This is a genomic window from Pseudomonas sp. DCB_AW (assembly GCF_026240895.1).
In the GTDB taxonomy this organism is placed as follows: Bacteria; Pseudomonadota; Gammaproteobacteria; order Pseudomonadales; family Pseudomonadaceae; genus Aquipseudomonas; species Aquipseudomonas kermanshahensis.
Genome location: NZ_JAPFCE010000043.1, coordinates 16369 through 43296, shown reverse-complemented (window position 1 = coordinate 43296; position 26928 = coordinate 16369). Strand labels below are relative to the sequence as shown.

Sequence of the window (26928 nt, the reverse complement as noted above, 5' to 3'; positions counted from 1 at the left end):
CTCATGCATGCGAAAAAACGGCTCGCCATGCACCAGACGGCTTTTATGCACCAACGGGAACTCATGCTGCGGCATGGCAGCGGCGATCGCCTGGTAGCGCTTGTCGATCCGTCGCAAGGAGAATTGGGCGTTGGGTAACGGCATCGCTAAAAATCAGGGCAACCGCTTCTCCATCGGCTGATAGACCAGCCCGGCAAACTCGCCCACGTCGCCTGTCAGAACGAACCCATAGCGTTCGTAGGCGGCCACCGAAGACAACGACGCCCTGACCGTCACCACCGCCTCCCTCGCCTGCGCCAGTGCCGCGTTCATCAGGCGCGTACCAATGCCCCGCCGTTGCCAGCCCGGTGCGACGAACAGCATGGCCACGTGGCGGCCTTCCTTGAATTCGATCAACCCGGTGAGGGCGCCGTCCGCGACGCACACCAGCATCAGGTTATCGCCCTCCATACGCTCGGCAAACGCCTGTGCCGCCGCCACCTTGGCGAAGGTGTCCACACCCTGCGCCGACAGCGAAGGTGCAACGGCCTGCATGAATGCGTCCAGGCACAGGGTGCTGGCAGAGGGCAGGTCGTCGTGGGTCAGTTTGCGTATGTGCATGGTCGTCGTCCGTGGCGAATCAAAGCAGGATAGTGCCCTCCCGGAGGCAACCCTAGCAACGTGGGCAATCAAGGGCCGGCATTAATCGATGAGGAGGTGCAGGTTCATACCCTGGAGCCTGGTGCTGCTGTTCGGCATAACATTTGGGTCAATCCCATGAAGGACCTTTTGCGAGAATACTTGTCAACTGACACTTATGCCAGTTGCCCTTGTTCTACAGAAGAATACTATCAACCCGTAGTAAATTTTCTTTTGGGAGATTAAACATGTCAGTCAGCATTTCTAAAATCACGGACAGTAATGGCGATGAGCTGAAAGCAGGCGACTCCAACGCAGGAGCGACCCCACCTTTCACCGTTCATGGTACGGCAGCAGCGAATCACAGGATTATTCTTTGGTTAAACAAAGAAATGGTCAGCATGATGCCTACATCAACTAACGATGGAAAATGGACCTACGTATTCACGCCTATGTCTACGTCTAAAGAAATCGACTTGGTCGCTGCGGAAGTGGGCTACTTTAACTCCACTAACGGCACGTTCAATCGTAAGTATTCGGGAACCCAGGTTGGATAAATTTTGATCCAGAAAATCCGCTTTGGGACGCTGTCAACCACTCGTTGATTCGCCCCATCGCGATTAGCCCACATTAGTGGATCACAGCTCCCTCAGCCGCATGTTAATTCTCCCTAGACGCGGCGCCTTGAAAGCTTGCGCAAAGCCATTTGCCTCACCTTACCCATTCGGCACCTGCCTACGGTAACCGGACAACGAAACCCCCGTCTGGCGTTTGAAATACCGGCACAAATACGACGCGTCGGCGAAGTTGAGCGTGTCCGCGATTTGCCCAATCGCCAGGGTACTGTATGAAAGCAGTGCCTTGATTTCCAAGGTCACCTGGCGGTCAATCAGGCCTTTGGGGGTGTCATTGAAAAAAGCCTTGCTGAGCTGCGACAGATAAAACGGCGTGATCGTCAGCGCATCGGCATAAAACTTCACCTCTCGGTGGCGCATGCAGTGTTTGCCTATCAACTCCCAGAAACGCCAACTGAGTGTTTCCTGGCGGCTGAATTGCCGGCCCGCTTGGTACTGCGCCGGAAGTTGCTCGGCGATCTTCAGAAACAGGTTTTGCAGGTGATTTCTGAGCATGATGTGCTGGTACGTGGGGCAGCGCTGCGCAATGTCCCGCATGTGCGCCAACCAGCCCCCCAGCAGCGGCCTGTCAGCATTGGCCGGCACGCAGTGAGGGTGGTCATGCAAGAAAACGAACAAGGGGTTTGGCAGTTGGTAAGCCACCTCCGCAGCAAAGCCTTTGGGCATCAGGCAAAAAAATACCCTGAAACTGCGTGAGCGACGTTTGAGCAACGCGATCGTGTCCTCGGCCAACACCATCACATCACCACGCCTGACCGCCTGGTCCTTGAAGTTGAACGCGAAGGCGGCACTGCCGGACAAGCACACCAGCAGCGTAATGTAGGCATGGCCGAAAGACAGCGGCACGCCTACCCCTTCAGCGAGGGTGGTGTCCCCCAAGCGGGGCGGATCGCCCGGTGTAACCAGTTTCGGAATGTGCTGCATGGTGGCTCAACGCTGCCCGCTTAAACTGCGCAAAGCTTATCACCGCTCGCTGATGGAGTTTCGAAAAGTACCGAAACTGCCGAGGTACTGACGTATACCCATCAAGCGCCGCGCACTACCCTGTGATGCCCGAGTAACCCAGGATGAGTACAGGACATGCGACTTGAAACACAACGGCTGTGGCTGCGCCCTTGGCAAGATACAGATGCCGCTGACTTATACGAATACGCCAAGGACGAACGCGTTGGCCCTGTCGCGGGGTGGCCACCGCACACCAGCGTTGCGCACAGTGCCGAGATCATCCGCACCGTGTTCAATCACCCCGAGGTGTATGCCGTCGAACTGAAGGAGAACGGCCGTGCAGTGGGATGTGTGGGCATTCTGATAGGCGGCAACAGCCACTTCGAGATCAGCGAGCAGGAAGGCGAAATCGCCTACTGGATCGGCGTGCCGTACTGGGGCAAAGGCCTGATTCCCGAAGCCGTGCGTGAAGTGATGCGGCACGGGTTTGAAACACTGAAACTCAAGGCGCTCTGGTGTGGCTATTTCGCTGACAACACCCAGTCTTTTGTTGCCCAATCGAAGTGCGGGTTCCGCCATCACCACACCGAAGAAAACAAATACAACCCGTTCCTCCAAGATTATCGAACCGAACACATCAGCTGCATCACTTACGCGCAGTGGCTCACGCCGGCTGACCACCCGTGACGGGCGCACTGACAGCCAGGTGTGATGTGCGGTGATCGCTTAGCCAACCGCTTTCAACCACGGCCAGCGCTCCCGGTAGCTGGCCGCTTTTTGCTCGAACAAGCCAGGTTGCAGGTTCAATGGGTTGGGCCTTAGCAGGTCGTGCTGAAGATCATCCAGCCCATGGGTGCTGTAGAGCACGCCGGTGTGGACATCTATGCCCAGGCAGGTCGAGCTGATCAGGTAGCGGTCGATGCCATCGGTTACCCGTTGCAATGCCGGGTAGGTAGCGCCGAACTTCGAGGCGTACCACAGGTGAACACGGGCCTGGTTGCGCACCTCGACATTGACGCCAAGGTGCGCGCAGGCCTGCTGAACCCGTGCGATCACCCGGTCTTCAGCCTCCCACGACAGGTCTTCATCGAAGTAGGCAATGTCGTAATCCTTGATGCCCCACGCTGCCGGTTGCCCTGAGCGATGGTTCCAGAAAGCCTGGAACAGGCACCCCGCTGTCAGCATGCAGTGCGGTATATCCAGCGTGGGCAACAGCGACAGCAAAGCCCGGTTGATGGGATTTTCCTGGGCAATGGCCAGTACCTGCGCGTGGCTCAGTGGCTGCATCGTTACCTCCCTGGTGATTACGGGGCTGACGATAAGCCTACCTGAGCGTCAAGACATTCGCACTGCGCTCGGCGTCGCGAGGTGATCATCATCGAAGGGGAGTTGAGCTGACTGCCCTGCCTGCCCTGCCCTTCAGCCATGCGCGGTCGTGGTAGGAGCAGCCTTGTGCTGCGAAGAGGCCGGTGATAACACAGTAAATCTTCAGTGCTATCACCGGCCTCTTCGCAGCGCAAGGCTGCTCCTACACCGGGCGTGCGTGGCTGGGGTACGCAGCATTCGGCTTTCAAGCGCGCAGCTGATACCAGGTGGTCTTGAGCTGTGAGTACTTGTCGAACGAATGCAGCGACAGGTCGCGACCAAACCCCGACTGTTTGCCACCCCCAAACGGCACCGTGACATCCAGCGCATCCACCGTGTTGACCGAAACGGTGCCCGCCTTCAACGCCCGCGCGACGCGATGCACCTGGTTGAAGTCGTCGCTCCACACCGACGCCGCCAGGCCGTAGACACTGTCGTTGGCCAGGCGCACGGCCTGCTCTTCGGTGTCGAACGCGCTGACCGCCAGCACTGGGCCGAACACTTCCTCCCGGGCCAGGCTCATGCTGCCATCGACGCCGGCAAAAATGCTCGGTTCGATGTAGTTGTCCGAGCCGTCAATGGTGAGGCGCCGGCCACCGCACACTAGCTGGGCGCCCTGCGCGTGCGCACGGTCGATGGCGGCCTTGATGCGACCGGTCTGCTCGGCATCGACGATGGCACCCGCGCGGCTTGCCGGGTCGAGTGGGTTGCCGGGCATCCATTGGCGGGCTTTGGCTTGCAAGCGCTCGATGAACGCATCGTGGATCGAGCGCTGCACATACAGGCGCGAGTTCGCCGAACACACTTCACCTTGGTTGAAGAAAATGCCGAACGCTGCTTTTTCCGCGGCCAAGTCCAGGTCCTGGCAGGTGTCGAACACCAGGTTCGGGCTCTTGCCGCCACACTCCAGCCAGACCTGCTTGAGGTTCGACTGCGCCGAGTACTGCATGAAGTACTTACCCACCTGAGTGGAGCCGGTGAACACCAGGCAGTCGACGTCGGGGTGCAGCCCCAGCGCCCGGCCCGCGTCTTCGCCCAGGCCCGGCACGACATTCAGCACGCCCTCCGGCAAACCGGCTTCCAGCGCCAGTTGCCCCAGGCGCAGCGCCGAGAACGGCGATTGCTCGGCGGGTTTTAGTACCACGCTGTTGCCGGCAGCCAGCGCCGGCGCAAGCTTCCAGGCCGCCATGTCGAGCGGGAAGTTCCACGGCACCACGGCGGCGACCACGCCCAGCGCTTCGCGGGTGATGGTGGCGAGCGCGTTGGGCGCGGTGGGCGCTACCTGGTCGTACAGTTTGTCCAGTGCCTCGCCGTACCAGGCAAAGACATGCGCCGAGCCGGGGACGTCGATGGTGTAGGCATCCATGACCGGCTTGCCCATGTTCAGCGAGTCCAGCAGCGCGAGCTCTTCGCGGTTGGCCATGATCAGCTCGGCCAGGCGCAGCAGCACCTTCTTGCGCTCGACCGGGGCCATGCGCGACCACGGGCCTTGCTCGAAGGCACGGCGTGCGGTGGCCACCGCCAGGTCGACTTCAGCCTGACCACAGGCGGCGACCTGCGCCAGTACCTGCTGGGTGGCCGGGTTGATGGCGACGAACGTGGCGCCGCTGTTAGCGCTCACCTGCTGACTGCCGATCAGGGCCTTGTCGGGCAAACGCAGGCTTGCAGCGCGCGTTTGCCAGTATTCGAGACGCTCCATTTTCACTCCCTATGACTGTCTTGGATTCTGGGGCTGCGCTGCAGCCCATTCGCGGCGCAAGGCCGCTCCTACAGACGATCGCCTGCACGTGTAGGAGCGGCCTTGCGTCGCGAATGGGGCGCAAAGCGCCCCCACTGGCTCAGAGCCTGCCCACCAACCGGGCAGTGCGGTCTACGGCGATACGTGTCTTGTCGACCAGTTCGTCCAGCTCGGCGCGGTTGGCCACCAGTGCCGGCGCCATGATCATCCGGCCCAAGGTCGAGCGAATGATCACGCCTTCTTCGAAGCCGAAGGTGCGGCACTGCCAAGCCAGGTCGTTCTCGTTGGCAAAGCGCTTGCGGGTCGGCTTGTGTTCAGCGAACTGCAGCGCCGCCACCAGGCCGGCGCCCTGCACCTGGCCAATCAAGGGGTGATCGGCAAACACTTCACGCAGGATGCGCTGCAGGTACGGCCCGGTGTCATCCTTCACCTGGCGCACGATGCCTTCATCGCGCAGCGCCTTGAGGTTGGCGATGGCCACCGCCGCCGCCACCGGGTGGCCCGAATAGGTCAGGCCATGGGCAAACACGCCGCCGCGTTCCACCAGGGCTTCGGCGATACGCTTGCTCAGCACCAGGCCGCCCATGGGCACATAGCCGCTAGTCAGGCCCTTGGCGATCGACAGGGTGTCCGGCTCGAAGCCGAAATACTCATGGGCAAACCATTCGCCGGTGCGGCCAAAACCGCCGATCACCTCGTCTGCGCACAGCAGCACGTCGTATTGGCGGCAGATCCGCTGGATCTCGGGCCAGTAGCTTTCCGGTGGGAAGATCATGCCCCCGGCCCCCTGGAAGGGTTCGGCGACAAAACCGGCGACGTTTTCCGCACCCAGTTCGAGGATCTTTTCCTCCAGCTGCAACGCGCAGCGGCGGCCGAACTCGGCCGGGGTCAGCTCGCCACCTTCGGCGTACCAGTACGGCTCGTCGATGTGCGCCACGTCCGGGATCAGCCCGCCCATCTCGTGCATGAACTTCATGCCGCCCAGCGCCGTGGCCGCCAGGGTCGAGCCGTGGTAGCCATTCCAGCGGCCAATCATGATCTTCTTGGTCGGCTGGCCAACCACCTGCCAGTAACGGCGCACGGTGCGGATCAGCACCTCGTTGGCCTCGGACCCGGAGTTGGTGTAGATCGCGTGGCTGTAGTGGCCAGGCAACAGGCTGAACAGCAACTCGGACAGCTCGATCACCGCCGGGTGGGTGGTGTGGAAGAACATGTTGTAGTAGGCCAACTGGTCCATTTGCGCGGCGGCGGCGGCGGTCAGGTCCTTGCGACCGTACCCCAGCTGAGTGCACCACAGCCCCGACATGCCATCCAGGTAACGCTTGCCCTCGCTGTCCCACAGGTGCAGCCGTTCACCTCCAACCATGACCCGCGGGCCTTCGGCATTGAGCGCCTTCTGGTCGAGAAAGGCGTGGATGTGGTGCGCGGCGTCGGCGGCCTGGTAGTCACGGGTCTGGCGTTGGGGAACGAAAGGCGCATTCATGGGTGGTTTTCCTTGTTGTCGGTGGGTGTTGAAGGGCTGCGGCGCTTAGCGCAGCTTGCCCATGTAGCTTTCCAGCGGGTCCTTGCCCAGCACGCCCTGGGCATTGGCCAGCGCGTCGATGAACAAGGAAAACAGTTCGGATTGCGTGCCGATGTCGAGCTTGGCGTAGACGTTTTTGCGGTGGGACTTGATGGTGTCTTCCGACACCCCCAGGCGCTCGGCCAAGGACTTGGTCGAGTGGCCACGCAGGATGAGTTGGGCGATGCGGCACTCGCGCTCGGTCAGCAACGAGCTGCCAAAGTTGTTGAGCGCGGCATGGATACGCTGCTCCAGCACGTTCTCGAAACGCCCCCCGCGGCTCCCCAGCCCGGCGAAGTGCTTGTTGAGCACCGCCAGCACCCAAGGCGTGACACGGCCGAACAGCTCGCGGCTTGGCACGTCCAGTTTGTCTGTAAAGGCCAGCGACACCGCCAGGCTCTGGCCGGGCGCGACCTGCAGGATGTAATTGAGCTCATCCTCCAGGTGCGAATGGCGGTAGAACGACTGGTAGTACTCACTCACTTCGAAGTGGTCAGGGGCCACGTCGAACAGGCCGTAGCAGCCAGACTCGACGCGCTCCACGCAGGCACCGTAGAACGGGTCGAGCAGGTAGAACCCGGAAAGGTAGCGGCTGACATTGCCTTCTGGCAGCCAGGGCGCCTTGTCATCTTGCTCGAACAGCGCGCTCGGCATGCCGTCATGGGGGTAGAGGTAGACCGTGGTGGCCTGGATCGGCCGGATGAACCCGAGCGCACCGAACAAGGTGGCGGCAAAGCCTGGTTGGCCGATCGTGTCGGTCACCTTGGCCATGTGCTCGAACCACTGCTCTGAAGCCAATTGGTCACTGTTCACTGGAATTCTGCCGGTAGCGGGAAACGGTATCGCCGTCGGGGCGGCGCGTTGTTTGCAAATACTCCCACGGCCAGGCAGAGACCGAAATCACCCTTTGGGGTGAGCGTTTTAAGGCGACGACCGGCTCACCCCAAAGGGTGATTTCGAGTGTGCCCGGGGTGTGGGAGCATCGTCCGGCCCCACCCCTGAGGGCCGCGCACCGCACGCTGGCCCAGCCTCCTTTCATGACCCCACAACGGTATCGAGCCCACTCGCCTACCGCGGCGTCCTGCATCCGATTTCAGGAGTTAGCAATGCATACAACAACAACTACAGCCCAACCCGCCCATGCCGCGTCGCCTTCCAGCCCTTCGGGCCGCTTCAGAAAATCCATGGGGCTGAGTGCCCTGGTGCTGTTCGGCCTTGCCTACATGGTGCCACTGGCGGTATTCACCACCTATGGCCTGGTTACCCAGATGACCAAGGGGCACCTGCCCACCGCCTACCTGCTGACCCTCGCCGCCATGCTGCTGACTGCCTACAGCTATGGCCGCATGGTGCAAGCGCACCCCTATTCCGGCTCCGTGTACACCTACACCCGCAAAGCCTTCGGCACCCACATCGGCTTCATGACCGGCTGGACGCTGCTGCTCGACTACATCTTCTTGCCGTTGCTCAGCTACCTGCTGATCGGCATCTACATGTCGGAGTACTTCCCGGCCATCCACGCCTGGGTGTGGGTCGCAGGCTCCATCGCCCTGGTGACCTTCCTCAACCTGATCGGTATCGAATCGATTACCCGGGTGAACTGGATTCTGGTAGTCGTCCAGCTGGTGTTCATCATCGTCTTCGTCGGCTTGTCGATCAGCAACCTGGCCGGCCAGTCGGCACCTGTGTCATTGCTTGCGCCCTTCCACCATGAGGGCTTCAGCGTGCCGCTGATCATGACCGGCGCCGCCGTGCTGTGCCTGTCGTTTCTTGGCTTCGATGCGGTCTCGACCATGGCCGAGGAAACCAGCAACCCAACGTTTCGCATCCCACTGGCGATCATGGCCGTGTCGCTGATCGGCGGGCTGCTGTTTCTGGTGGTGTCGTACTGCGCACAGATGGTCTTCCCGGAGTGGGGCAGTTTCGCCGACCCCGATTCGGCCTCGGTGGACGTGATGCGCCGGGTGGGCGGTGAACTGTTGGTGACGGCGTTTACCGCCACCTATGTCGCCGGCTGCTTCGCTTCGGCCATGGTCTCCCAAGCAAGCGTGTCGCGGGTGCTGTTCGCCATGGGGCGCGATGGGGCGTTGCCGGCGGTGTTTGGTCAACTGGTGACGAAAAAGCGTGTACCAGCGGCGGCGATCATGCTGGTCAGCCTGCTGTCGCTGATCGCCCTGTTCATCACCCTCGACACCGTCGCCAACATGATCAGCTTCGGCGCGTTGTTCGCGTTTTCCGCCGTGAACCTGGCCGTGGTCAAGCACTACCTGGTCGACCAGAAGCTGCGTGGCACGCGCAACGGCCTGCTGTACGGCGTGATTCCTGGGCTGGGGTTTCTCAGTACGCTGTGGCTGTGGAGCAGCTTGTCGAGCCTGTCGTTCACCATCGGGCTGTGCTGGATGGGCGTGGGGTTCGCCTGCCTGCTTGGGCTGACCCGGGCGTTTCGGGTGAAACTGCCCGAGCTGCAGATGGCCGAATAAGGCTCAGAGCGTCATGAGCATTTCGTGCCAGGCCATGCCACCGTGCTCCGAGGGCGATGGCTGCACGTAGGTGTAGCCCAGCTTTTGGTACAGCGCGACATGCTGCTCTTTGCACATCAGGTGGATGGTCTGCTTGCCCTGGGCCTTCATGCGCTGGATGAACTCGCTCATCAGCCGTTTTGCATAGCCTTTGCCCTGGTGTGCGATGTCGACCACCACCGACATGATCACCACGTTCGGCGCTGCCGGGTCATGGCCGACCAGCTCCTTGAAGGCCTCGTCAGACATGACCACGTCATGCGCACAGCCACTGTTGATGAAGCCGACGGTTTCGCCCTCGGCTTCAAGCAGCAGAAAACCTTCCGGGTACTGGGCAATGCGGGTGCGGATTTTTTCCAGGGTTGCCGCTTCATCCCCTTCGTAGGCGCCGATTTCGATCGCGTAGCAGCGTTCGGCGTCGGCGGGCACGGGGTTGCGGAACTGAGGGGCGCTCATGCGCGGACTCCTTGGGGTAATGACGACAGGCTGCATGATAAATCACTGCCGATTATTTTCAGCATGACAGGATCGTTTCCTGGGCTGAGCGATCTGATTACCATGCCACCCTCGCCACCTCGACACGGAAACGCCCAATGACTGCTACCGCCACGTGCCTCACCGAACCCGGCCGCTGCGCACGCCTGAAAGCGTCCAGCAGCCGCGACCACGACAGTGTCGACGCACTGGTCATGGCCGCACGCCCCTTCGAGGACCGTGAGCGCTATGCCCGCTTCCTGCAGGTGCAACACCGTTTCCATGGCAGCCTGACGGCGTTGTACCGCGACGAGCAGCTGAATCGACGGCTGCCGGGGTTGGTGCATTTATCGCGGTTCGAAGCGGTGGAGGCAGATCTGCAAGCCTTGGGGTTGCCGCTGCCTGCTGCGCCGCAACGGGTCATTGCCAGCCCTGCCGAGGCGTTGGGTTGGCTGTATTGCAGCGAAGGGTCGAACCTGGGGGCGGCGTTCCTGTTCAAACAGACCCAGCGCCTGGGCCTGGATGGCAACCTGGGCGCTCGGCACCTGGCGCCCCACCCCGATGGCCGCGGCCTGCACTGGCGTGAGTTTGTCGCCAAGCTTGATGGGTTGGCACTGGAGGCTGATGAGGAAGCGGAGGTGGTTGCCGGGGTGATTGCCGCGTTTGACAGTTATCGGGGGCATATGCGGGCTGTGTTTGTGGCGGATGGGGGTTGATAGTGCGATAGGGCTGACAAGGGTCGCGCACCATGCCCCAGGAATAATTGGCCCGAAACAGATGTAGGAGCAGCCTTGTGCTGCGAAGCGCCGCGCGGGCGGCGCTCGATCTCATAGGCGCCAAATCAATCAACCCCTACCCCTTCTAGAACTTTTCCCTATTTAAAGGTCTATCTGCACAGGTAAATAGAACCAGAGGTTGGCTTCGCTCATGAAAATGCATGTCGCACGGTTGATGCTTCTCAGCCTGTTCACGTTCGCGGCGATGGGCTCGGCATCAGCATCACAGATAAAGACCTCGAACGCGGTCTCCCCGGCGGCAATTGTTCAGGCACCGCAGCATCCGGCAGAAAACCCTTGGCCGACCGTGGCCAGCCTGGCGGGTGAACACACGGCGCCGTTGCTCGCCCATGATGACCGCGACTGGCACGATGATCGTTGGCACGATCGCAGAGGCGACCGGCGCCGCGAGCAAGCCCGCCGCGAAGCGGAGCGCCGACGCGATTGGGAACGCCGTCGTGATTGGGAGCGCCGCCATGAACGGGCGATGCATCACCGCTATCAGGACGATCACCGCTACTATCGCCGTTGATGCGCGGCCCCGGTAGGAGCAGCCTTGTGCTGCGAAGAGGCCAGTGACAGCAGCGAGGATTTATTGGGTGGCTATACCGGCCTCTTCGCAGCACAAGGCTGCTCCTACAGGGAAATGCATAACGGCCGAGGTCTAGCGAGGCGCCATTCTGTTTTATCAGCTCGGCGATTCGACAACCGTGGTTTCGGCAGCCTCTGCCAGCTTCAACCGGTCAGCTTTGCTGATGTACTTGGGCTTGCTTTTCGGCGCCAGCTTGGCACTGGCTTTCTTGGCATGCGCCTGCATCAACTGTTTGATCTTCTTACGACGGTTCATGGTTCCACTGGGCCTGTAGGTCTGGTTACGCTGTAGGCATCATACCTGTACGCCTGAGAAATCAAACCCGCGAATATCCGCTACGAAAACTGCCCGGCGTCAGCCCCACCACCTTTTTGAATGCCCGGTTCAAATGGCTCTGGTCGAAGAACCCGCACGCGATGGCGGCATCGGCGATACTCAGGCCTGCACGCAACAGGCGCTGGGCGTGGGCGACCCGCACCTGGATCTGGTAGCTGTGGGGCGAGATGCCCACGCTCTTCTTGAATACCCGGATTAAGTACAACGGCTCAAGGCCTACCAGGCTGGCCAGGTGCTCCAGCGAGACGTGCTGGTCGTATTCGTCTTCCAGCTTGTGCCGCACCTGCTGCACGGCCTGCGTTTCGATGGCCTCGGTGGCTGCATCGCACAGGCCGCTGGGCGCGAACAGCAAGGGCAGCAACTCCAGTAACAGGCTTTCTCGCTCCAGGCTACAGTGCGACGCCTCGAGCGCTTGATGGTGATGCAAAAACGTGCGGGCCAGTGCCGGGCGCTCGGCGAACGCAGCCCGGAACAGGTGGATGAAGTCGCTGGCCTGCTTCGGCATCAAGGTGCCATTGAGCCAGTGCGGGTCCACATACAGCATGCGGTACATCCAGCCCTGCTCATGGGCGGGCACGCCATCGTGGATCTCCCCGGGGCTGATGGTAACCACACTCCCCGGCCCGCCCAGGTCATGGCGACCGCGGTAGTACATGCGCTCCATGCCGGCGCTGATAACGCCCACGGCATAGCGATCATGCGAGTGGCGGCCGAACGCCTGGTGGCTGTATCGCGCGGTCAGCAGTTCACACCCCCCTTCAGGTATGCGCCTGAACGCAGCGAAGTCCTTGTTCACCTTGTCCCCCTCTCCCAAGCTCAACCACCGCGTGTGCAGTTTTTTACAATACGTTCCGACGGTAGCTGGCTACGTTATCACGCCTTAAACAGGCACTGATCAACGGGAACCCTCATGTCGACCAACAACAACCGCGCAATCCTCGAACTGACGTTCGGCGGGTTGATGCTCAGCCTTTCCGCCTTGACTGTCGCATTCGCCCAGATAGGCGCCGGCGGCGCGGGCTTCTACCGGATGTTGTTTGCCTCCATCCTGTTCTTCCTGCTGCTCAAGGCGCGCCGTACGCCGGTCATGCTCAAGGGCTTCAAGGCGCAGCTGTACACCGGGCTTGCGGGCGTGTTTCTGGCCATCGACCTGGTACTCTGGCACCAGAGCATCTACATCGTCGGCCCTGGCATCGGTTCGATCCTGACCAATTGCCAGGTGTTTTTCATGACCTTCTTGGGTTTTTACCTGCTCAAGGAACGGCCCTCGGCCAACTTCCTCGTCTCGATCACCTTGGCCTTTATCGGGCTGTACCTGTTGCTGATGCCCGAAATGAGCAATGCGCTGGGCATGAAGGGCGTCATCTATGGGGTACTGTCGGGGCTGGCCTATGCCGTCTGTGTGTACTTCCTCAAGGTCAACACCCAGTTGCCCGACGGCGGTGGCGACAAGATCGCACAGATGCTCAACCTGAGCCTGTGGGCAGCGCTGGTGTTGCTTGGCTACGCCCTGGCCAACGGTGAGAGCCTGGCGATCAACGATGGGCAGACCTGGCTGATGCTGGTGATCTATGGCGTGCTGGTGCAGTTCGTCGGTTGGTTGCTGGTCAACCGTTCGATTGGCGCGATCAGCCTGGGCCTGGCGGGCTTGATCCTGCTGCTGGAGCCGGTGATCACCTACTTCATCGACATCGCCTTCCTTGGCAAGGCCAACTCGACGCTCCAGGTGTGCGGTGCGTTACTGACCATTGTGGCGGTTTACATCGGCTCGATACGCCCCCCGAAAAAAGCCGACGCAGCCCTGCCCGACGCCACCTGAAACGCCCCGGACGGGCGTGCATCCCGTCTCATTGCGCTGCGCCTTGACGTTATTTTCACAACCTTCAGATTAGCGTCACGCCCTTTCCGGCCACGCGCACATTGGGTGGCTGCCAAGGTTCTACGAGGCATACGTGTCAGCTATTAAAAAAATCCCCACGCGCAAAGGCGTGGACTGGGCCGGCCTGGGCTGGCTCCTGCTGTTCTTCTGGTATTTCTCCGGCGTTACCCAGGCGCTGCTGCTGTTCAGTGGCACCACTGGCTTTGCCGGCTTTCGCGATGCGCTGTTTCTCAGCAGCCTGTGGCTGGCTCCTGTACTGCTGCTGCCGCGCTTTACCCGCGCCACCGCGGCAGTCATCGGCCTGGTGCTGTGGGCCGCCTCGCTGGTCGGCCTGAGCTACTTCGGCATCTATCGCCAGGAGTTCTCGCAAAGCGTCATCTTCGTGATGTTCGAATCCAATACCGCCGAGGCTGGCGAGTATTTCAGCCAGTACTTCAGCCTCTGGCTGGGCCTGGCGCTGCTGCTGTATACCGTGGTGGCGGTGCTGCTGTACAAGCGCGTGCGCCCGGTCACGCTGCCCTTGCGCAGCCGCATTCCGGTGGTTGTCCTGCTGCTGGTGGCTAACCTGGTGTACCCCTTCTACAAACAGATGGTCACCCAGGAACGCAACTTTGCCGACGCTGCCGAAAAGGTTCAGCAACGCATGGAACCTGCCGTGCCGTGGCAGTTGCTGGTCGGCTACAAGCAATACCGCCAACAGTTGAACAACATGCAGGAACTGTTGGCGCAGAACGCTGCGCTGCCACCCTTGCAGAACCTGCGCAACAGCAGCGGTGACGCGCCGCGCACGTTGGTCCTGGTGCTGGGCGAATCGACCACCCGCGAGCACATGCACCTGTACGGCTACCCGCGCGATACCACGCCCAACCTCGATGCGCTGGCCGCCAGCGACGAAGGCCTGACGGTGTTCAGCAACGTGGTGTCGCCACGCCCCTACACCATCGAAGTGATGCAGCAGATCCTGACCTTTGGTGACGAACAGCACCCGGACCGCTTCCTCACCGACCCGTCGCTGATCAACTTGATGAAACAGGCAGGCTACAAGACCTTCTGGATCACCAACCAGCAGACCATGACCAAGCGCAACACCATGCTGACCACCTTCTCCCAGCAAACGGACGTGCCGGTCTACCTGAACAACCAGCGCAACCAAAACGCCAGCCAGTACGACGAAGTGGTGCTGGACCCGTTCGAGAAAGCCCTGCAAGACCCAGCGCCAAACAAGTTCATCATCATCCATCTGCTGGGCACGCACATGGATTACCGCTACCGCTACCCGAATGCCTTCCAGCATTTCAGCGATCGCCAGGGCGTGCCGGCCAAGCTTTCGCCCAGCGAGGTGGAAACCTACAACTTCTATGACAACGCAGTGCGCTACAACGACCACGTGTTGTCGAGCCTGATCAAGCGCTACTCGGCCACCACCCCCAACGGCTTTTTGCTGTACCTCTCCGACCACGGTGAGGATGTTTACAGCTCGGGCGATCACGACCGCCTGGGGCGCAACGAAGGCGCCCCAACCCGGCCGATGTACACCATCCCGTTCCTGCTGTGGACCTCGCCGAGCTGGCAAGCGGCCCACCCGCGCGACCTGCAGGCCACGGCCAACCGTGCCTACAGCAGTTCGCACCTGATTCACACGCTGTCCGATCTGGCCGGGCTCAGCTATGACCTGTACGAGCCTGCCAAAAGCATCGTCAACCCGCAGTTCGAGGTTGTGCCGCGCTGGATCGGTGACCCCTACCGCAACAACGGCCTGCGCGAGTTCGACCACCTGCCACAGGACAAGGCCGAGCCTGTGCAGGAGACGGCCAGCAACGTGAAATAACCCCTCACAACCACCGGGAGCGGCCTTGCGCCGCGCCCGGTCGGCGCTTAAATTAAATTTAAATTGATTTTAGACTAAGCCTGTTACAAGCTCTGCCTACTCCCCACAGCGCAGAGCCCGCCATGCCCGCAGCCCCCCGAGAACCCCGCAAGGACGGTGCCGTCACCCGTACTCGGATCCTGGAATCCGCCGGTGAACTGTTCGCCGCGCTCGGTTATGCCGAAACCAGCAACAAGGCTGTGGCCGCCAAGGCAGAGGTCGACCTGGCGTCGATCAACTACCACTTTGGCAGCCGCAATGGCCTGTACCTGGCCGTGCTCGACGAGGCGCGCCAGCGCTTTCTGGATATCAGCGACTTGCAGCGGATCACCCAGGGCACACAGCCGGCGGCAGAAAAACTGCGGGTATTGGTAGAGCTGGTGGTTCGCAAGGCCTCCCAGGCCCAGGACAATTGGCACCTGCGTGTGCTGGCCGCCGAAATCCTCGCCCCCAGCCCCCACGGCCAGGCTCACCTGCAGGCCGCAGCGCCGCTGAAGCTGGCGCTGTTGAAGGGGCTGTTCAGCGAAATCACCGCCATCCCCGTGGAGGCCCCTGCCCTCACCCGCTGCATCCTCTGCGTCACCGCGCCCTGGGCCATGCTGCTGATCGGCCCGCGCGGCGGCTCCGGGGCGCTGCACGAGATTCTTCAAATGCCCGGCGATGCAGTGGCTGCCCAGCTATACAGCTTCGCCCTGGCAGGCCTGCAGGAAGTTGGCCGCCAGTATGCCCAGGCGGGCGTCAACTGATCACGCACGGATCGCGGCCCCCACGAACGCCTCACTCAGTTCAGGTCAGCCCCATGCACTCGACTGCCGATAACACCTCCCCTACCGCGCAGGCCGCAGCGCATACGCATACGTCTATCCCGCTGCTGCTGGCCGCACTGATGCTGGTGATGTTCCTCGCGGCCCTCGACCAGACCATCGTCTCGACCGCGCTGCCGACCATCGTCAGCGACCTTGGCGGGCTGCGTTGGCTGTCTTGGGTCGTCACTGCCTACCTGCTGGCCTCCACGGTGGTAGTGCCGTTGTACGGCAAGTTCGGTGACCTGTATGGCCGCAAGCGGGTATTGCAGATTGCCATCGTGCTGTTTCTGCTGGGTTCGGCGCTGTGCGGCGCGGCGCAAGACATGGCCCAGCTGATCGCCTTCCGGGCCCTTCAAGGCCTGGGCGGCGGCGGCCTGATGGTGGTGGCGATGGCCGCGATCGGCGATGTCATCGCGCCGGCCGAACGCGGCCGTTACCAAGGCTTGTTCGGCGGTGTGTTCGGCCTGGCGACGGTGGTAGGCCCGCTGATCGGCGGTTTTCTGGTGGAGCACCTGTCCTGGCACTGGATCTTCTACATCAACCTGCCGCTGGGCCTGCTCGCGCTGCTGGTGATCGGCGGCGTGTTCCGCCCACACGTGGCCCCGGTCAAACACGTGGTCGACTATATCGGTGCGTTCTTTCTGACCGTGGCCCTGGCGGCCGTGGTGCTCATCACCAGCCTGGGCGGCAGCCTGCTGCCGTGGGCCTCGCTGGATGTGCTGTGCCTGGCGTTGTTCGCCCTGATCGGCCTGGTCGGCTTCGTTTTCGAACAACGCCGCGCCGCCGAACCGATCATGCCGCTGCACCTGTTTCGCCATCGCACCTTCGTGCTCGCCGGCCTGATCGGCTTTATCGTGGGGGTGTCGTTGTTCGGCGCGGTGACCTTCCTGCCGCTGTACATGCAGGTGGTGAAAAACGCCACGCCGACCAGTGCCGGCTTGCAGATGCTGCCGCTGATGGGCGGCCTGCTGGTGGTGTCGGCGATTACCGGGCGGCTGATCAGTCGCTGGGGCCGCTACCGGATCTTCCCAATCGTCGGCACCCTGCTGCAGGTGATTGCCCTGGGCCTGCTCAGCCGGCTCGACCTGCACACCCCCATGGCGTTGATGAACGTCTACATGGGCCTGCTGGGTGCCGGGCTGGGCATGGTCATGCAGGTGCTGATCCTGGCCGTGCAGAACAGTGTCGAGCCCCGCCATATGGGCGTGGCGACGTCTGGCGCCACGCTGTTCCGCTCGATTGGCGGTTCCATCGGCGTGTCGCTGTTCGGCGCATTGTTTTCCCATGCGTTGCTGGGGCAACTGAGCGGCGACTTCGCCAGCCAGGCTGGGGCAGCGGCCAGCCTGTCACCCACCGCGGTGCATGCATTGCCGGCCGCCTTGCAACAGACTTACCTGGAAGCGTTTTCTGCCGCCATGCACGAGGTGTTCCTGATGGCCTGCCTGATTACCAGTGTGGCATTCGCCTTGTCGTGGCTGCTGCGCGAGGTGCCACTGCGCCGGGCTCAAGCGCCTGACAAGGCTGCCCCCGTCGCTGTGCCCAGCCGTCGATAGCTGTACAGCGCCAGCAACGCGACCGCCACACCTGCGACCACCGCGACTTGATAACCCGCCTTGGCGCCCAACAGGTCGACCACCTGCCCTGACGCCAACGCCCCCAGCGCGACACCGACATTCAACCCCGCCAGCAGCCAGGTCATGCCCTCGGTGAGCTGCTGTGCGGGCACACGGCGCTCCACCAGCGACATCGCCACGATCAGCGTCGGCGCAAAGAACAGACCCGCCAGCAGAACGGCAGCAGTAAGCCCGAAGACGCTGTCAGCCAGCAGCAACGGCAAGGTCGTCACTGCTGTCGCCAGGCCGCCCAGCAACAGCAGCCGGTGCAAGGGCGTTGGCAATTTCAAGGCCCCGAATACCAGGCCAGCAGCGCAGGAACCGACGGCATAGCACGCCAATACCACGCTGGCCGCTGCCGGCATGCCGGCCTGTTCGGCAAAGGCCACGCTGACGATGTCGACGCTGCCGACGATTACGCCCATGGCCACCATCAGCAACGCCAGCAGCCGAACATCCCAGTGCTGCAACACCGAGCCCTGGCCTTTCGATGCACCCGCGTCTGCATCCACGGGCGGTTCGCTGCCGGTTTGAGCGACCAGGGCGAACACCCCGATCGCCAACAGCAGCGCAGCAGCCAATGGCCCGGCCTGGGGCAGCACGCCCACGCAGAGCCCCACCGACACTGGCGGGCCAGCAATAAAGGTGACCTCGTCGAGCACCGTCTCCAGGGAATACGCCACCTGCAATTGCGGCGTGCCCCGGTACAGCGCCGTCCAGCGCGCACGGACCATCGCCGACATGCTCGGCATGAAGCCTGCCAACGCGGCCCCGGCGAACAACCCCCAATCGGGCGCTTGCCACCAGGTACAGGCCAGCAGCACCAGCAGGCCCATTACACACAAGCCTGCAGCGGCGGGCAGCACACGGCGCTGCCCGTGCCGGTCGACCAAGCGGGACACCTGCGGTGACATCAGCGCATAGGTCAACACGAACGTCGCTGCCACGGCCCCCGCCAAGGCATAGCTACCGCGTAGCTGCGAGAGCAGGGTGATGATGCCGATGCCCGTCATTGGCAAAGGCAAACGTGCCACCAGGCCTGCCAAGGCGAAGCCGGCCGTGCCTTTTGCCTGGAATAGCTGGCGGTAAGGGTTGAGCATGATCGACTCTCCGTATCGAAAAAAGCGGCTTACATACAATCCGTATGATTAAAACCCTATTATCATACGCACTGAATGTAAAGCCGCATTTCCAGGAGCCCCAATGGTCAGACGTACCCGCGCCGACATGGAACAGACCCGCGCCACCCTGCTGGAGACCGCTCGCCAGGTTTTCAGCGAACGTGGTTATGGTGAGACATCGATGGACGACCTGACGGCCCAGGCCAACCTCACCCGTGGTGCCCTTTATCATCATTTCGGCGACAAGAAGGGCCTTTTGGCCGCCGTTATCGCGCAAATCGACGCAGAAATGGACGCGCGGCTGCACGCGATTTCCGACACGGCCAGCGACCCCTGGGAGGGCTTTCGCAACCGCTGCCGCGCCTACCTGGAAATGGCCCGCGAGCCGGAGATTCAGCGCATCGTGTTGCGTGATGGGCGTGCCGTATTGGGTGCCCCTACCCCGCAAGCGCAGCTGCACTGCGTCGCGTCGCTGCGCAGCATGCTGGAGCAGTTGATGGCGCAGGGCGTGGTCGCCCAGGCCAATCCACAGGCGTTGGCGTCGCTGATCTGCGGGGGCCTCGCAGAAACGGCATTCTGGATTGCCGAAGAAGAGGGCCAAAGCCCACGGCTGGAGCAGGCCCTGGACGCCATGGAACTGATGCTCAAAGGGCTGCGCAACCCCTGCTGAAAAACCGCGCAGGCGGACTATCCTGTGAGAGGGGGTTCACGCCCACAGGAGGTGTGCCATGCGTTCACTCACATGGAGTTACCTGCTGGTGCTACTGTGCACAGCACCTGCCGCCCAGGCGCAGTCAGTGGTACCGCTGAAAGGCCAGAGCAGCCAGCAGATGCAATTGGACATCAATGATTGCAATACCGTCGCCACCAATGCCGCAAACAGCGCCTCGACATCCAGCGATGCCCACGTTGGTGGCCGGGTACGCGGCGCGGCAGCTGGCGCAGCAGCAGGTGCCGTCGGCGCGCAGGTCCGCGGCAATCAGCATGAAGAGCTGTACGATCGGGCCAGCGACGATGCCAAGCAGCAATACCGGCAAAACCGCGCCGGTGAAACCGCCGCCGCCGGTGCGGCAGTGGGTGGCATGCGCCAGCGCCAGGATCGCCGCCAGGACCGGCGTACCCAGGGCGAAGCGCAGAGCTCGGCCCATGCCAGCGCGTACGGCGGTTGCCTGCAAGGCCGTGGGTACCAAGTCAACCCTTGAGCCTCTGCTACTTCAAGGTCAGGCCGGCGGCAGACACTAGAACTTGGCCAGTTCTTCCCGGCAAAACTCGACGAACAGTTGTGCCGGCTTGGTCAACTGAACCCGCTTCAAGCGGGCTGCCGCCAGCCCCGACAGCGCCACAGGTTCGGCGATATCGACCATCGCCAGGCGCTGCCCATCGTAGGTGCATTCCGAATGTGGGCGGGTGACCAACAGCGAAAAGCCGAACCCCTGCCCCACCATCCCGCGCACCATCTCGATCGACGGCGAGCTGAAGACGATGTTCGGGGTCAGGCCCATTTCGTTGAACAGGCTGACGAAGTAGGTCCGGCTGGGCGCCACGTCCAGCAGAATCATCGGCTCGGGGCAGAGATCGCGCAGCGAGACCTGGCTTTGCCCAGCAAACCGGTGCTTTTCGGGCAACAGCACATAGGGTTTTTGCGGCGGCATCAGCGGCTCGGCCTCGATGGTGCCGTCCAGGTCGTGGTCGTAGAGAAACGCCAGGTCGAAGGTGCCGGCGGTCAGGCCCTGAATCAGGTCCTGCTGCTCGCCATCGCGCAGGCGGATGTCAACGCCAGGGTAGCGTTCGCGAAAGCCGGCGATCAGGCGCGGCAGGTACAGCGGCGCCACCGTCTCGAAACAGCCGATATCGATTTGCCCGGCAACGGTGTCGTTATCGGCTAGGGCGTTCTGCTCGAACTCGTGGGCCATCTGCAGCAGCGATTTGGTCTTGGCGTAGAAACGCTTGCCGCTGGGTGTCAGCGACACACCTTGGGCGTGGTGGCGGATGAACAGTTGTACGCCGAAGCTTTCTTCCAGGCTTTTGATGGCCGTGGAGATCGAAGGCTGGGCGATGTAGAGCTGGCGCGAGGCCTCAGCGACGCTGCCGGCCTCCACGGTGGTGACGAAATACTTGAGTTGTCGCAAGGTATAGGAAGCCACAGGCACCTCTCCGGCGCCGCCTGGGCGCGCTGGTATTTTGCCTGTCACTTTAACGTGGCGCCTGGCTGCCGGGGGATTGGGTGATGAAGGATTTACCTATGACTTGAGTATGTTTTTTAGTGGGGGGCGCCATGCGCCCCCGTTACGCGGCTCACTCAAAGGGAATGTTCGCTAACACGCACTCGTCACCGACGCGCTTGTAGCCTGGCGCACAAGGCATGCCGACTACAGGGGCTGCACCTCGGGTACGCCACGATACGGTTTTCTGAGTTACCACTTCCTCCACGTGCTCGAGGTGATCAAGGGATGGCGATTCGTTCTTCGGTTCATCTTGCATGGTCATTTCTCCGGTTTATGTGAATTGCCCATTCAAGCTACAACCTGCTCGCGCCCATACCCACCGGGAAATGCCCCGCCCCTGCACACTGAAATGAACCCCGGCGCTGCCCAAAAGGTCTTTACTGAAAGTGGACAAGTCCCAAAAAACGGTGTGCGCCTATGAAGATCGTTGTCACCAGTATTCTTGTCGACGACCAGGCCAAGGCCTTGGCTTTCTATCACTACGTGCTCGGCTTCATGCCCAAACATGACATCCCCCTGGGCCGGCACCGCTGGCTTACCCTGACCTCACCCCACGAGCCAAACGGCGTCGAGCTGCTGCTGGAGCCTGATGCCCACCCTGCCGCCAAGGTGTACAAGGCTGCGCTCAAGCAGGACGGCATCCCTGTAACCTCGTTCGGCGTGCGCGACATCCAGGCTGAATACACCCGTCTGTGCGCGGCCGGCGTGCAGTTCACCCAACCGCCAACGGCCGCAGGGCCAGTCACAGTGGCTGTGTTCGACGACACCTGTGGCAACCTGATCCAGATCGCTCAGAAACACTAACGGTCACCCCCGCCTGGCGGGCACGCGTGGCCCGCCCTCCGCTATAGTTGCCTTTGCTTACTTGCGCAGCCAACAAGGAAAATAAATGCGCCACGAATTCAGTGAGGTCCTCAACGACCTGATCGATTACTTCCTGGTCGGCGACATTCAGTTGCTCGAGCGTTTCAAGCAAGACAACGACCTGGCGGACGACCTGGCCCACGCATTCACCCATGACGACAGCGGTGACAAGGCGGTGCGCGAAGGCGTGGTGCTGCCCATGGCCGGCATCGATAACCTGCCCTACCGGATCATCTTCACCCTCGATGGCCACACCCCGGCCCTGCGTGAGCCGGGCAGCCGCCTGAAGCATCAGCGTGCCGGCTACGTACTGCGCGTCGAGCACCGCGCGCTGATGCTGTACACCTGGCGCATCCTGCAGCATTTCACCAATAAGGCCCTCGGCGATCTGCTGGCACGCTACCAGGCGCCTGGGCGGCCGATTATCGAGCTGGACAACGGCTGGTATGACGTGGAGGTGCTCGGCGGTGCGGTGGTGCGGGATGGGTTGTACGAGCCGGCGTTCGAGTTCGTTTTGAAGAAGCGCTGGAGCCGCGGGGAAGCCACCGGGGTGGATACCGGGTACGCCTTTACCCTGCGAGGGTATTTTGACTGAGGCAGGTCATGCACGCTTCGGTAGGAGCAGCCTTGTGCTGCGAAGAGGCCGGGGATAACAACGGAGATCTTCGCTGCTGTCACCGGCCTCTTCGCAGCACAAGGCTGCTCCTACACGGGTTTGATGGCCTGATTCAGGTGTGGCTGATATCCCGGTCCTTGGTCTCTGGCATGAAGAAGATCCCCAGCACCGCCGTCATCAGCGCAATCACGATCGGGTACCACAAGCCGTAGTAGATATCCCCGGTTGCCGCCACCATGGCAAACGCCACGGTCGGCAGGAAGCCACCGAACCAACCGTTGCCGATGTGGTACGGCAGTGACATCGAGGTATAGCGGATGCGCGCCGGGAAAAGCTCGACCAGCCAGGCCGCAATTGGCCCATAGACCATGGTCACGTAGATCACCAGGATGGTCAGCAGCAACAGCACCATCGGGTAGTGAATCTTCGCCGGGTCGGCCTTCTCGGGGTAACCCGCCTCCTTCAGCGCCCCGACGAGGGTGGCGGTAAAGGCATCGCTCTGCGTCTTGAGGTCGGCGGCGGCCAGGCTGCGGCCATCAAAGCTTGGGATCACCCGCTCGCCAATACGGATCTGCGCCACGCTGCCGGGCTCGGCCTTCTCGTTCGAATACGGGATCGCCCGCTTGGCCAGCAGGCTCTTGGCGATGTCGCAGGAGCTGGTGAATTTGGCCTTGCCCACCGGGTCGAACTGGAACGCGCACTGGCCAGGGTCAGCTACCACCACGACCGGGTTCTGCTCCTGGGCGACGAACACGTCCGGGTTGCCGTACTCGGTCAGCGCCTTGAAGATCGGGAAGTAGGTCAGCGCAGCGATGATGCAACCGGCCATGATGATCTTCTTGCGGCCGATGCGGTCCGACAGGCTGCCAAAGATGATGAAGAACGGCGTGCCGATCAGCAGCGAACCTGCGATGAGCAAGTTGGCAGTCTGCGGGTCGATCTTGAGCGTCTGCAACAGGAAGAACAGCGCATAGAACTGCCCGGTGTACCACACCACCGCCTGGCCGGCGGTGCCGCCAAGCAGCGACATGATCACCACCTTGAGGTTTTCCCAACGGGCGAACGACTCGGTCAACGGCGCCTTGGAAGCCTTGCCCTCGGCCTTCATCTTCAAGAACACCGGCGACTCGTTGAGCTGCATGCGGATGTACACCGAAATGGCCAACAGCAGGATCGACAGCAAGAACGGAATGCGCCAGCCCCATGCCTCGAACGCCTCGGTGCCCATGGCCGTGCGGCAGGCCATTATCACCAGCAGCGACAGGAACAGCCCCAGCGTCGCGGTGGTCTGGATCCAGGCAGTAAAGAAGCCACGCCGGCCCTTGGGTGCATGTTCGGCCACGTAGGTCGCCGCGCCGCCGTATTCACCGCCCAGTGCCAGGCCCTGCAACAGGCGCAGGCTGATCAGGATGACCGGCGCCGCCACGCCAATCGACGCATAGCTGGGCAACAACCCGACCAGCGCCGTGGACAGGCCCATGATGACGATGGTGATCAGGAAGGTGTGCTTGCGCCCGATCAAGTCACCGAGGCGGCCGAACACAATGGCCCCGAACGGCCGCACGGCAAAGCCTGCGGCAAACGCCAAGAGGGCGAAGATGAACGAGGTGGTTTCATTGACGCCGGCAAAGAAGTGCTTGGCGATGATCGCGGCCAGTGAGCCGTACAGGTAAAAGTCGTACCATTCGAACACCGTGCCCAGGGATGAGGCGAAGATGACCTTGCGCTCCTCCCGGGTGATACCGCGTTGGGGCGCGCTACTGCCCGTGGATGCGCTGTCGAGAACCGCCATGGGTTGCCTCCGTCTTGTCGTTATCGCAGGCCGGAGTACCTCACACCCATTTCACCGTCGCACCCAGGCCCTAGGGCTTGCATTGGTTGCGCGAAGCACGACGAAGCAGGCCGCCTCGAATCGCAGCAAGGTATCTGAAGCATAATCGGCTTTGCGGGGATATCCACTCGCCTTGATAGCGAGCGGCCACAGGGTGGACTGCCCCCGAAACTCGAACAAGACAGTTACCCCCACAGGTGAAGTAAATTCTCAAGACATACGCTCCCCCTGTGGAAGCTTGCTTGTCGGGGCGCTGAACCGCTGCGATGGGCCGCGCAGCGACCCCATTGGGGCCTGCAACCTCTGACCTGGAATTTACCGTAGAAAGCGCCCGACTTCTGCCAACACCCCATCAGCCTGTTCCCGGTGCGGCACATGCCCACAGCCCGGTATCAGCCGCAACACGCCGGGGCCCGAAGTAAGCGCGACAAGGCGCTCGGGGTGAGCCTGGGAGCCGAACTCATCGTTTTCACCGTGCAGGCTCAGCAAGGGGCAATGTACCTGCGGCAACAGCGCATCCAGGCTCCACTCGGCGAAGTCTTCACTCAACCAGTTATCCACCCACGCACGCAATACCCATTCGGCCTTGTCGCCATGATAACGGCGCAGCCGCTGCAACTGCCCGGGCTCTGCAAACTGCAGATCCGCCGCACGAATACCCTCCAGCGTCCGTGCTTCGACAAAGGCCTGGGCGGACTCCGTGATCAGCCCCTGGCAATGGTCCGCGAACGCTGCCGCACACCCCACCGCCATGCCCCCGCCCACGCTGTGGCCGAAGACAATGAAGGCGTCGATATGCAAGTGTTCGCGCACCGCCGCAAAGCCCTGGCGCGCTTCGGCCTCGACAAACCCCAGACGCAACCGGTCGGGATGCGCGTCGGAGCGACCGAAACCGAGGCGGTCATAGGCGATTACCGGGTGCCCGGTGCTGCGCGCCAGTTGCGCAGGGAAGTCTCGCCACAAGGCCACACACCCCAGCGAATCGTGCAACAGAATGATGGGAGCACCCTGCGCCTGCGACGGCGACCACTCTTGGGCGAACAGCGTGCCTTGGGCCGTGGCGATCCAGTGCTCGTGCGTCTGCAAACCCGTCATGACGCCTCCGGCACCGGCCCTTTGAGCTCGACCTGGTTGCCATCGGGGTCGAAGCAGTACAACGACGGCCCTTCGCCCTCAGCGCCGTAGCGTTTCTCGGCAGGCTCCACCGTTACACCCGCAGCGCGCAGGTAAGCGGTCAATGCCGCCTCATCGAAGGGCTCGATACGCAGGCACAAATGATGCAGGTTACGCCCCTCTGCGCCAGGCGCGGCGCCACCCGGCTGCCCCAGCACACCGTCCAGCGTGACCAGGTCGATCATGGCAGTGCCCGTCGCCAGGTGGACCATGCCCAGGTCTTTACGCACCTTGCTGACCGTGCAGCCCAGCACGTCCACATAGAAGGCGAGGCTGCGCGGCAGGTCGCTGACCCGCAGGACAAGGTGGTCGATGTGCTTGATGGCGAACGGTCGCATGCCGGGGACTCCTTGTGGCGTGTGCGCGAGGGTCAGACGCCACCATAGCCCACTATTCGGCGTGCTCGCTACTCATTGACCAAGCGCTGTAACTGGCCACCTTCATGACGTGCCAGCAGCCGCAGCAACTGATCGACTAAAGCCCGGTCCGGTGCCTCAAGGTGGAAGTGATGCCCGCCAGGGTGCCACGAAACCCGCGCATGGCCAGGCAAGGCCGCTTCACGCTGGGCGTACGCGTTGCCGCTAAAGGCCCCTTGTCGGCCGAACATCAGGTACAGCGGGCATTGGATCTGGCTGAGCAGGTCACAGGCTTCTCGCTCGGTCAACGGCATGGGTTCGGGCAGCACCAAGCGTGGATCGTGGCGCCAACAATAGCCGTCGCCAACCTGCAGCAGGTCACGACGGGCCAACAACCGCGCAGCGTCCTCCGACAGCTCGCCGTCCAAGCGCTGGCGGCGCTGCTGCAAGGCCGCTTCAATCGTGTCGAAGCGGCTCGCGTCGGGCTCGCCGAACCCCTGAAGCTGGCTGCGCTGGACCATCCGTTTAAGCCGGTAGGAGCGCGCCAGATGCTGCACGCGGTCATCCTCCGCGACCGTGAACGGCGCGCCCATGCCATCGAGGAAGGTCATGCTGGAAATGCCGCTGGACAGAGCGGCGAGCAACGAGGCGATGCCGCTGCCCATGCCGTGGGCCAGCACATGGAAGTGCGCCAGGCCCAGGCTGTCGACCACCGCCAGCATATCCTCGGCATGCTCCCAGAGGTAATAGCCGCTGTCGTGGCGGCGATGGCTGGAGCGGCCGTGGCCGACCAGGTCCGGCGCGACCACGAAACAGCCGTCGAGCAACGGCCCGAGCCGATCGAACGAGGCGGCGTTATCCAGCCACCCATGCAAGGCCAGCACCGGGATACCGTCTTCCGGCCCCCAGGTACGTACCGCTATTTCAATACCGTCGAGGTCAAGCAAATGATCCTTGGGACCGCACAGCGAACGCATAGAAGCTCCCCTTGGCTGCAAACCGGCCGCCATGGCCTACC

The 26928-nt window shown here is 62.3% G+C and carries 28 protein-coding genes and 1 pseudogene; 13 read left to right on the top strand and 16 right to left on the bottom strand.

The window, feature by feature from the left end; translation table 11 throughout:
* Positions 1 to 114: pseudogene (locus tag OO306_RS20125) on the bottom strand (pseudouridine synthase); the annotation flags it as partial.
* A gap of 39 nt (positions 115 to 153) precedes the next feature.
* A complete protein-coding gene (locus OO306_RS20120) occupies positions 154 to 600 on the bottom strand; it encodes a GNAT family N-acetyltransferase (RefSeq protein ID WP_265969730.1) in 447 nt (148 codons plus the stop codon).
* A gap of 266 nt (positions 601 to 866) precedes the next feature.
* Here OO306_RS20120 and OO306_RS20115 point away from each other — a divergent pair, with 266 nt between their 5' ends.
* The gene (locus OO306_RS20115; protein WP_265969729.1) at positions 867 to 1175 is read left to right on the top strand and encodes a hypothetical protein; all 309 of its coding nucleotides are present in this window, start codon (positions 867 to 869) and stop codon (positions 1173 to 1175) included.
* A gap of 159 nt (positions 1176 to 1334) precedes the next feature.
* Here OO306_RS20115 and OO306_RS20110 read toward each other — a convergent pair whose 3' ends face one another.
* On the bottom strand, positions 1335 to 2177 hold the full coding sequence (locus tag OO306_RS20110) for an AraC family transcriptional regulator (protein WP_265969728.1): 843 nt from the start codon (positions 2175 to 2177) through the stop codon (positions 1335 to 1337).
* Between the two features lie 156 nt (positions 2178 to 2333).
* Here OO306_RS20110 and OO306_RS20105 point away from each other — a divergent pair, with 156 nt between their 5' ends.
* Complete coding sequence (locus tag OO306_RS20105; RefSeq protein WP_265969727.1) at positions 2334 to 2885, top strand: GNAT family N-acetyltransferase; 552 nt, start codon at positions 2334 to 2336, stop codon at positions 2883 to 2885.
* Between the two features lie 39 nt (positions 2886 to 2924).
* Here OO306_RS20105 and OO306_RS20100 read toward each other — a convergent pair whose 3' ends face one another.
* From OO306_RS20100 to OO306_RS20085, 4 genes are all read right to left on the bottom strand, one after another.
* Positions 2925 to 3485, bottom strand: a complete 561-nt coding sequence (locus tag OO306_RS20100; RefSeq protein WP_265969726.1) for a nucleotidyltransferase family protein — start codon at positions 3483 to 3485, stop codon at positions 2925 to 2927.
* A gap of 283 nt (positions 3486 to 3768) precedes the next feature.
* A complete protein-coding gene (locus OO306_RS20095; protein ID WP_265969725.1) occupies positions 3769 to 5262 on the bottom strand; it encodes an aldehyde dehydrogenase in 1494 nt (497 codons plus the stop codon).
* Between the two features lie 139 nt (positions 5263 to 5401).
* Positions 5402 to 6784: an aspartate aminotransferase family protein gene (locus OO306_RS20090; protein ID WP_265969724.1), complete on the bottom strand. Its 1383-nt coding sequence runs from the start codon at positions 6782 to 6784 to the stop codon at positions 5402 to 5404.
* 45 nt (positions 6785 to 6829) lie between these two features.
* Positions 6830 to 7633: a helix-turn-helix transcriptional regulator gene (locus OO306_RS20085; protein WP_099430929.1), complete on the bottom strand. Its 804-nt coding sequence runs from the start codon at positions 7631 to 7633 to the stop codon at positions 6830 to 6832.
* A 335-nt stretch (positions 7634 to 7968) separates the two neighbouring features.
* On the opposite strand from OO306_RS20085, the gene OO306_RS20080 reads away from it, so the two are divergent.
* A complete protein-coding gene (locus tag OO306_RS20080) occupies positions 7969 to 9342 on the top strand; it encodes an APC family permease (protein ID WP_265969723.1) in 1374 nt (457 codons plus the stop codon).
* 3 nt (positions 9343 to 9345) lie between these two features.
* Here OO306_RS20080 and OO306_RS20075 read toward each other — a convergent pair whose 3' ends face one another.
* On the bottom strand, positions 9346 to 9837 hold the full coding sequence (locus tag OO306_RS20075) for a GNAT family N-acetyltransferase (RefSeq protein WP_265969722.1): 492 nt from the start codon (positions 9835 to 9837) through the stop codon (positions 9346 to 9348).
* A gap of 137 nt (positions 9838 to 9974) precedes the next feature.
* On the opposite strand from OO306_RS20075, the gene OO306_RS20070 reads away from it, so the two are divergent.
* Both OO306_RS20070 and OO306_RS20065 read left to right on the top strand, forming a co-directional pair.
* Positions 9975 to 10571 carry a biliverdin-producing heme oxygenase gene (locus OO306_RS20070; RefSeq protein WP_265969721.1) on the top strand — a complete coding sequence of 199 codons (597 nt, stop codon included), beginning with the start codon at positions 9975 to 9977 and terminating at the stop codon, positions 10569 to 10571.
* Between the two features lie 211 nt (positions 10572 to 10782).
* Positions 10783 to 11163, top strand: a complete 381-nt coding sequence (locus OO306_RS20065; RefSeq protein WP_265969720.1) for a hypothetical protein — start codon at positions 10783 to 10785, stop codon at positions 11161 to 11163.
* 156 nt (positions 11164 to 11319) lie between these two features.
* Here OO306_RS20065 and OO306_RS20060 read toward each other — a convergent pair whose 3' ends face one another.
* The gene (locus tag OO306_RS20060; RefSeq protein ID WP_081717545.1) at positions 11320 to 11478 is read right to left on the bottom strand and encodes a DUF2986 domain-containing protein; all 159 of its coding nucleotides are present in this window, start codon (positions 11476 to 11478) and stop codon (positions 11320 to 11322) included.
* Between the two features lie 61 nt (positions 11479 to 11539).
* Positions 11540 to 12355 (bottom strand): AraC family transcriptional regulator, encoded by an 816-nt coding sequence (locus tag OO306_RS20055; protein WP_265969719.1) that lies wholly within the window; start codon positions 12353 to 12355, stop codon positions 11540 to 11542.
* A 114-nt stretch (positions 12356 to 12469) separates the two neighbouring features.
* On the opposite strand from OO306_RS20055, the gene OO306_RS20050 reads away from it, so the two are divergent.
* The 4 genes from OO306_RS20050 (at position 12470) to OO306_RS20035 (ending at position 17664) form a co-directional block, all read left to right on the top strand.
* Entirely contained in the window at positions 12470 to 13378 is a 909-nt protein-coding gene (locus OO306_RS20050) for a DMT family transporter (protein WP_265969718.1), read from the top strand.
* 133 nt (positions 13379 to 13511) lie between these two features.
* Positions 13512 to 15266, top strand: a complete 1755-nt coding sequence (locus tag OO306_RS20045) for a phosphoethanolamine transferase CptA (protein WP_265969717.1) — start codon at positions 13512 to 13514, stop codon at positions 15264 to 15266.
* Between the two features lie 122 nt (positions 15267 to 15388).
* Positions 15389 to 16051 carry a TetR/AcrR family transcriptional regulator gene (locus OO306_RS20040; protein ID WP_265969716.1) on the top strand — a complete coding sequence of 221 codons (663 nt, stop codon included), beginning with the start codon at positions 15389 to 15391 and terminating at the stop codon, positions 16049 to 16051.
* A 53-nt stretch (positions 16052 to 16104) separates the two neighbouring features.
* Positions 16105 to 17664, top strand: coding sequence for an MDR family MFS transporter (locus tag OO306_RS20035; protein WP_265969715.1), 1560 nt, complete (start codon positions 16105 to 16107; stop codon positions 17662 to 17664).
* Here OO306_RS20035 and OO306_RS20030 read toward each other — a convergent pair.
* Positions 17616 to 18824: an MFS transporter gene (locus tag OO306_RS20030; RefSeq protein WP_265969714.1), complete on the bottom strand. Its 1209-nt coding sequence runs from the start codon at positions 18822 to 18824 to the stop codon at positions 17616 to 17618. The genes OO306_RS20035 and OO306_RS20030 overlap by 49 nt on opposite strands.
* Positions 18825 to 18927: 103 nt before the next feature.
* On the opposite strand from OO306_RS20030, the gene OO306_RS20025 reads away from it, so the two are divergent.
* Positions 18928 to 19515 (top strand): TetR/AcrR family transcriptional regulator, encoded by a 588-nt coding sequence (locus tag OO306_RS20025; protein ID WP_265969713.1) that lies wholly within the window; start codon positions 18928 to 18930, stop codon positions 19513 to 19515.
* A 58-nt stretch (positions 19516 to 19573) separates the two neighbouring features.
* Positions 19574 to 20047 carry a YMGG-like glycine zipper-containing protein gene (locus tag OO306_RS20020; RefSeq protein WP_265969712.1) on the top strand — a complete coding sequence of 158 codons (474 nt, stop codon included), beginning with the start codon at positions 19574 to 19576 and terminating at the stop codon, positions 20045 to 20047.
* 36 nt (positions 20048 to 20083) lie between these two features.
* Here OO306_RS20020 and OO306_RS20015 read toward each other — a convergent pair whose 3' ends face one another.
* On the bottom strand, positions 20084 to 20989 hold the full coding sequence (locus OO306_RS20015) for a LysR family transcriptional regulator (protein WP_027596219.1): 906 nt from the start codon (positions 20987 to 20989) through the stop codon (positions 20084 to 20086).
* 498 nt (positions 20990 to 21487) lie between these two features.
* On the opposite strand from OO306_RS20015, the gene OO306_RS20010 reads away from it, so the two are divergent.
* A complete protein-coding gene (locus tag OO306_RS20010) occupies positions 21488 to 21874 on the top strand; it encodes a VOC family protein (RefSeq protein WP_027596218.1) in 387 nt (128 codons plus the stop codon).
* Between the two features lie 85 nt (positions 21875 to 21959).
* The gene (locus OO306_RS20005; RefSeq protein ID WP_265969711.1) at positions 21960 to 22529 is read left to right on the top strand and encodes a hypothetical protein; all 570 of its coding nucleotides are present in this window, start codon (positions 21960 to 21962) and stop codon (positions 22527 to 22529) included.
* 133 nt (positions 22530 to 22662) lie between these two features.
* Here the strand turns inward: OO306_RS20005 and OO306_RS20000 are convergent, their stop codons facing one another.
* The 4 genes from OO306_RS20000 to OO306_RS19985 form a co-directional block, all read right to left on the bottom strand.
* Positions 22663 to 24342 carry an MFS transporter gene (locus OO306_RS20000; protein WP_027596216.1) on the bottom strand — a complete coding sequence of 560 codons (1680 nt, stop codon included), beginning with the start codon at positions 24340 to 24342 and terminating at the stop codon, positions 22663 to 22665.
* 354 nt (positions 24343 to 24696) lie between these two features.
* Positions 24697 to 25476, bottom strand: a complete 780-nt coding sequence (locus tag OO306_RS19995) for an alpha/beta fold hydrolase (protein ID WP_265969710.1) — start codon at positions 25474 to 25476, stop codon at positions 24697 to 24699.
* On the bottom strand, positions 25473 to 25892 hold the full coding sequence (locus tag OO306_RS19990; RefSeq protein ID WP_265969709.1) for a VOC family protein: 420 nt from the start codon (positions 25890 to 25892) through the stop codon (positions 25473 to 25475). Before OO306_RS19990 ends, OO306_RS19995 begins: the two co-directional genes overlap by 4 nt.
* Before the next feature lie 68 nt (positions 25893 to 25960).
* Positions 25961 to 26887, bottom strand: a complete 927-nt coding sequence (locus OO306_RS19985) for an alpha/beta fold hydrolase (protein ID WP_186703201.1) — start codon at positions 26885 to 26887, stop codon at positions 25961 to 25963.
* Positions 26888 to 26928 lie beyond the last annotated feature (41 nt).

What these genes read in the sequence shown, in the direction of transcription:
- OO306_RS20120 (WP_265969730.1), bottom strand. Translation starts at nt 600, where the DNA reads ATGCACATACGCAAACTGACCCACGACGACCTGCCCTCTGCCAGCACC.
- OO306_RS20115 (WP_265969729.1), top strand. Translation starts at nt 867, where the DNA reads ATGTCAGTCAGCATTTCTAAAATCACGGACAGTAATGGCGATGAGCTG.
- OO306_RS20110 (WP_265969728.1), bottom strand. Translation starts at nt 2,177, where the DNA reads ATGCAGCACATTCCGAAACTGGTTACACCGGGCGATCCGCCCCGCTTG.
- OO306_RS20105 (WP_265969727.1), top strand. Translation starts at nt 2,334, where the DNA reads ATGCGACTTGAAACACAACGGCTGTGGCTGCGCCCTTGGCAAGATACA.
- OO306_RS20100 (WP_265969726.1), bottom strand. Translation starts at nt 3,485, where the DNA reads ATGCAGCCACTGAGCCACGCGCAGGTACTGGCCATTGCCCAGGAAAAT.
- OO306_RS20095 (WP_265969725.1), bottom strand. Translation starts at nt 5,262, where the DNA reads ATGGAGCGTCTCGAATACTGGCAAACGCGCGCTGCAAGCCTGCGTTTG.
- OO306_RS20090 (WP_265969724.1), bottom strand. Translation starts at nt 6,784, where the DNA reads ATGAATGCGCCTTTCGTTCCCCAACGCCAGACCCGTGACTACCAGGCC.
- OO306_RS20085 (WP_099430929.1), bottom strand. Translation starts at nt 7,633, where the DNA reads ATGGCCAAGGTGACCGACACGATCGGCCAACCAGGCTTTGCCGCCACC.
- OO306_RS20080 (WP_265969723.1), top strand. Translation starts at nt 7,969, where the DNA reads ATGCATACAACAACAACTACAGCCCAACCCGCCCATGCCGCGTCGCCT.
- OO306_RS20075 (WP_265969722.1), bottom strand. Translation starts at nt 9,837, where the DNA reads ATGAGCGCCCCTCAGTTCCGCAACCCCGTGCCCGCCGACGCCGAACGC.
- OO306_RS20070 (WP_265969721.1), top strand. Translation starts at nt 9,975, where the DNA reads ATGACTGCTACCGCCACGTGCCTCACCGAACCCGGCCGCTGCGCACGC.
- OO306_RS20065 (WP_265969720.1), top strand. Translation starts at nt 10,783, where the DNA reads ATGAAAATGCATGTCGCACGGTTGATGCTTCTCAGCCTGTTCACGTTC.
- OO306_RS20060 (WP_081717545.1), bottom strand. Translation starts at nt 11,478, where the DNA reads ATGAACCGTCGTAAGAAGATCAAACAGTTGATGCAGGCGCATGCCAAG.
- OO306_RS20050 (WP_265969718.1), top strand. Translation starts at nt 12,470, where the DNA reads ATGTCGACCAACAACAACCGCGCAATCCTCGAACTGACGTTCGGCGGG.
- OO306_RS20040 (WP_265969716.1), top strand. Translation starts at nt 15,389, where the DNA reads ATGCCCGCAGCCCCCCGAGAACCCCGCAAGGACGGTGCCGTCACCCGT.
- OO306_RS20035 (WP_265969715.1), top strand. Translation starts at nt 16,105, where the DNA reads ATGCACTCGACTGCCGATAACACCTCCCCTACCGCGCAGGCCGCAGCG.
- OO306_RS20030 (WP_265969714.1), bottom strand. Translation starts at nt 18,824, where the DNA reads ATGCTCAACCCTTACCGCCAGCTATTCCAGGCAAAAGGCACGGCCGGC.
- OO306_RS20025 (WP_265969713.1), top strand. Translation starts at nt 18,928, where the DNA reads ATGGTCAGACGTACCCGCGCCGACATGGAACAGACCCGCGCCACCCTG.
- OO306_RS20020 (WP_265969712.1), top strand. Translation starts at nt 19,574, where the DNA reads ATGCGTTCACTCACATGGAGTTACCTGCTGGTGCTACTGTGCACAGCA.
- OO306_RS20010 (WP_027596218.1), top strand. Translation starts at nt 21,488, where the DNA reads ATGAAGATCGTTGTCACCAGTATTCTTGTCGACGACCAGGCCAAGGCC.
- OO306_RS20005 (WP_265969711.1), top strand. Translation starts at nt 21,960, where the DNA reads ATGCGCCACGAATTCAGTGAGGTCCTCAACGACCTGATCGATTACTTC.
- OO306_RS20000 (WP_027596216.1), bottom strand. Translation starts at nt 24,342, where the DNA reads ATGGCGGTTCTCGACAGCGCATCCACGGGCAGTAGCGCGCCCCAACGC.
- OO306_RS19995 (WP_265969710.1), bottom strand. Translation starts at nt 25,476, where the DNA reads ATGACGGGTTTGCAGACGCACGAGCACTGGATCGCCACGGCCCAAGGC.
- OO306_RS19990 (WP_265969709.1), bottom strand. Translation starts at nt 25,892, where the DNA reads ATGCGACCGTTCGCCATCAAGCACATCGACCACCTTGTCCTGCGGGTC.
- OO306_RS19985 (WP_186703201.1), bottom strand. Translation starts at nt 26,887, where the DNA reads ATGCGTTCGCTGTGCGGTCCCAAGGATCATTTGCTTGACCTCGACGGT.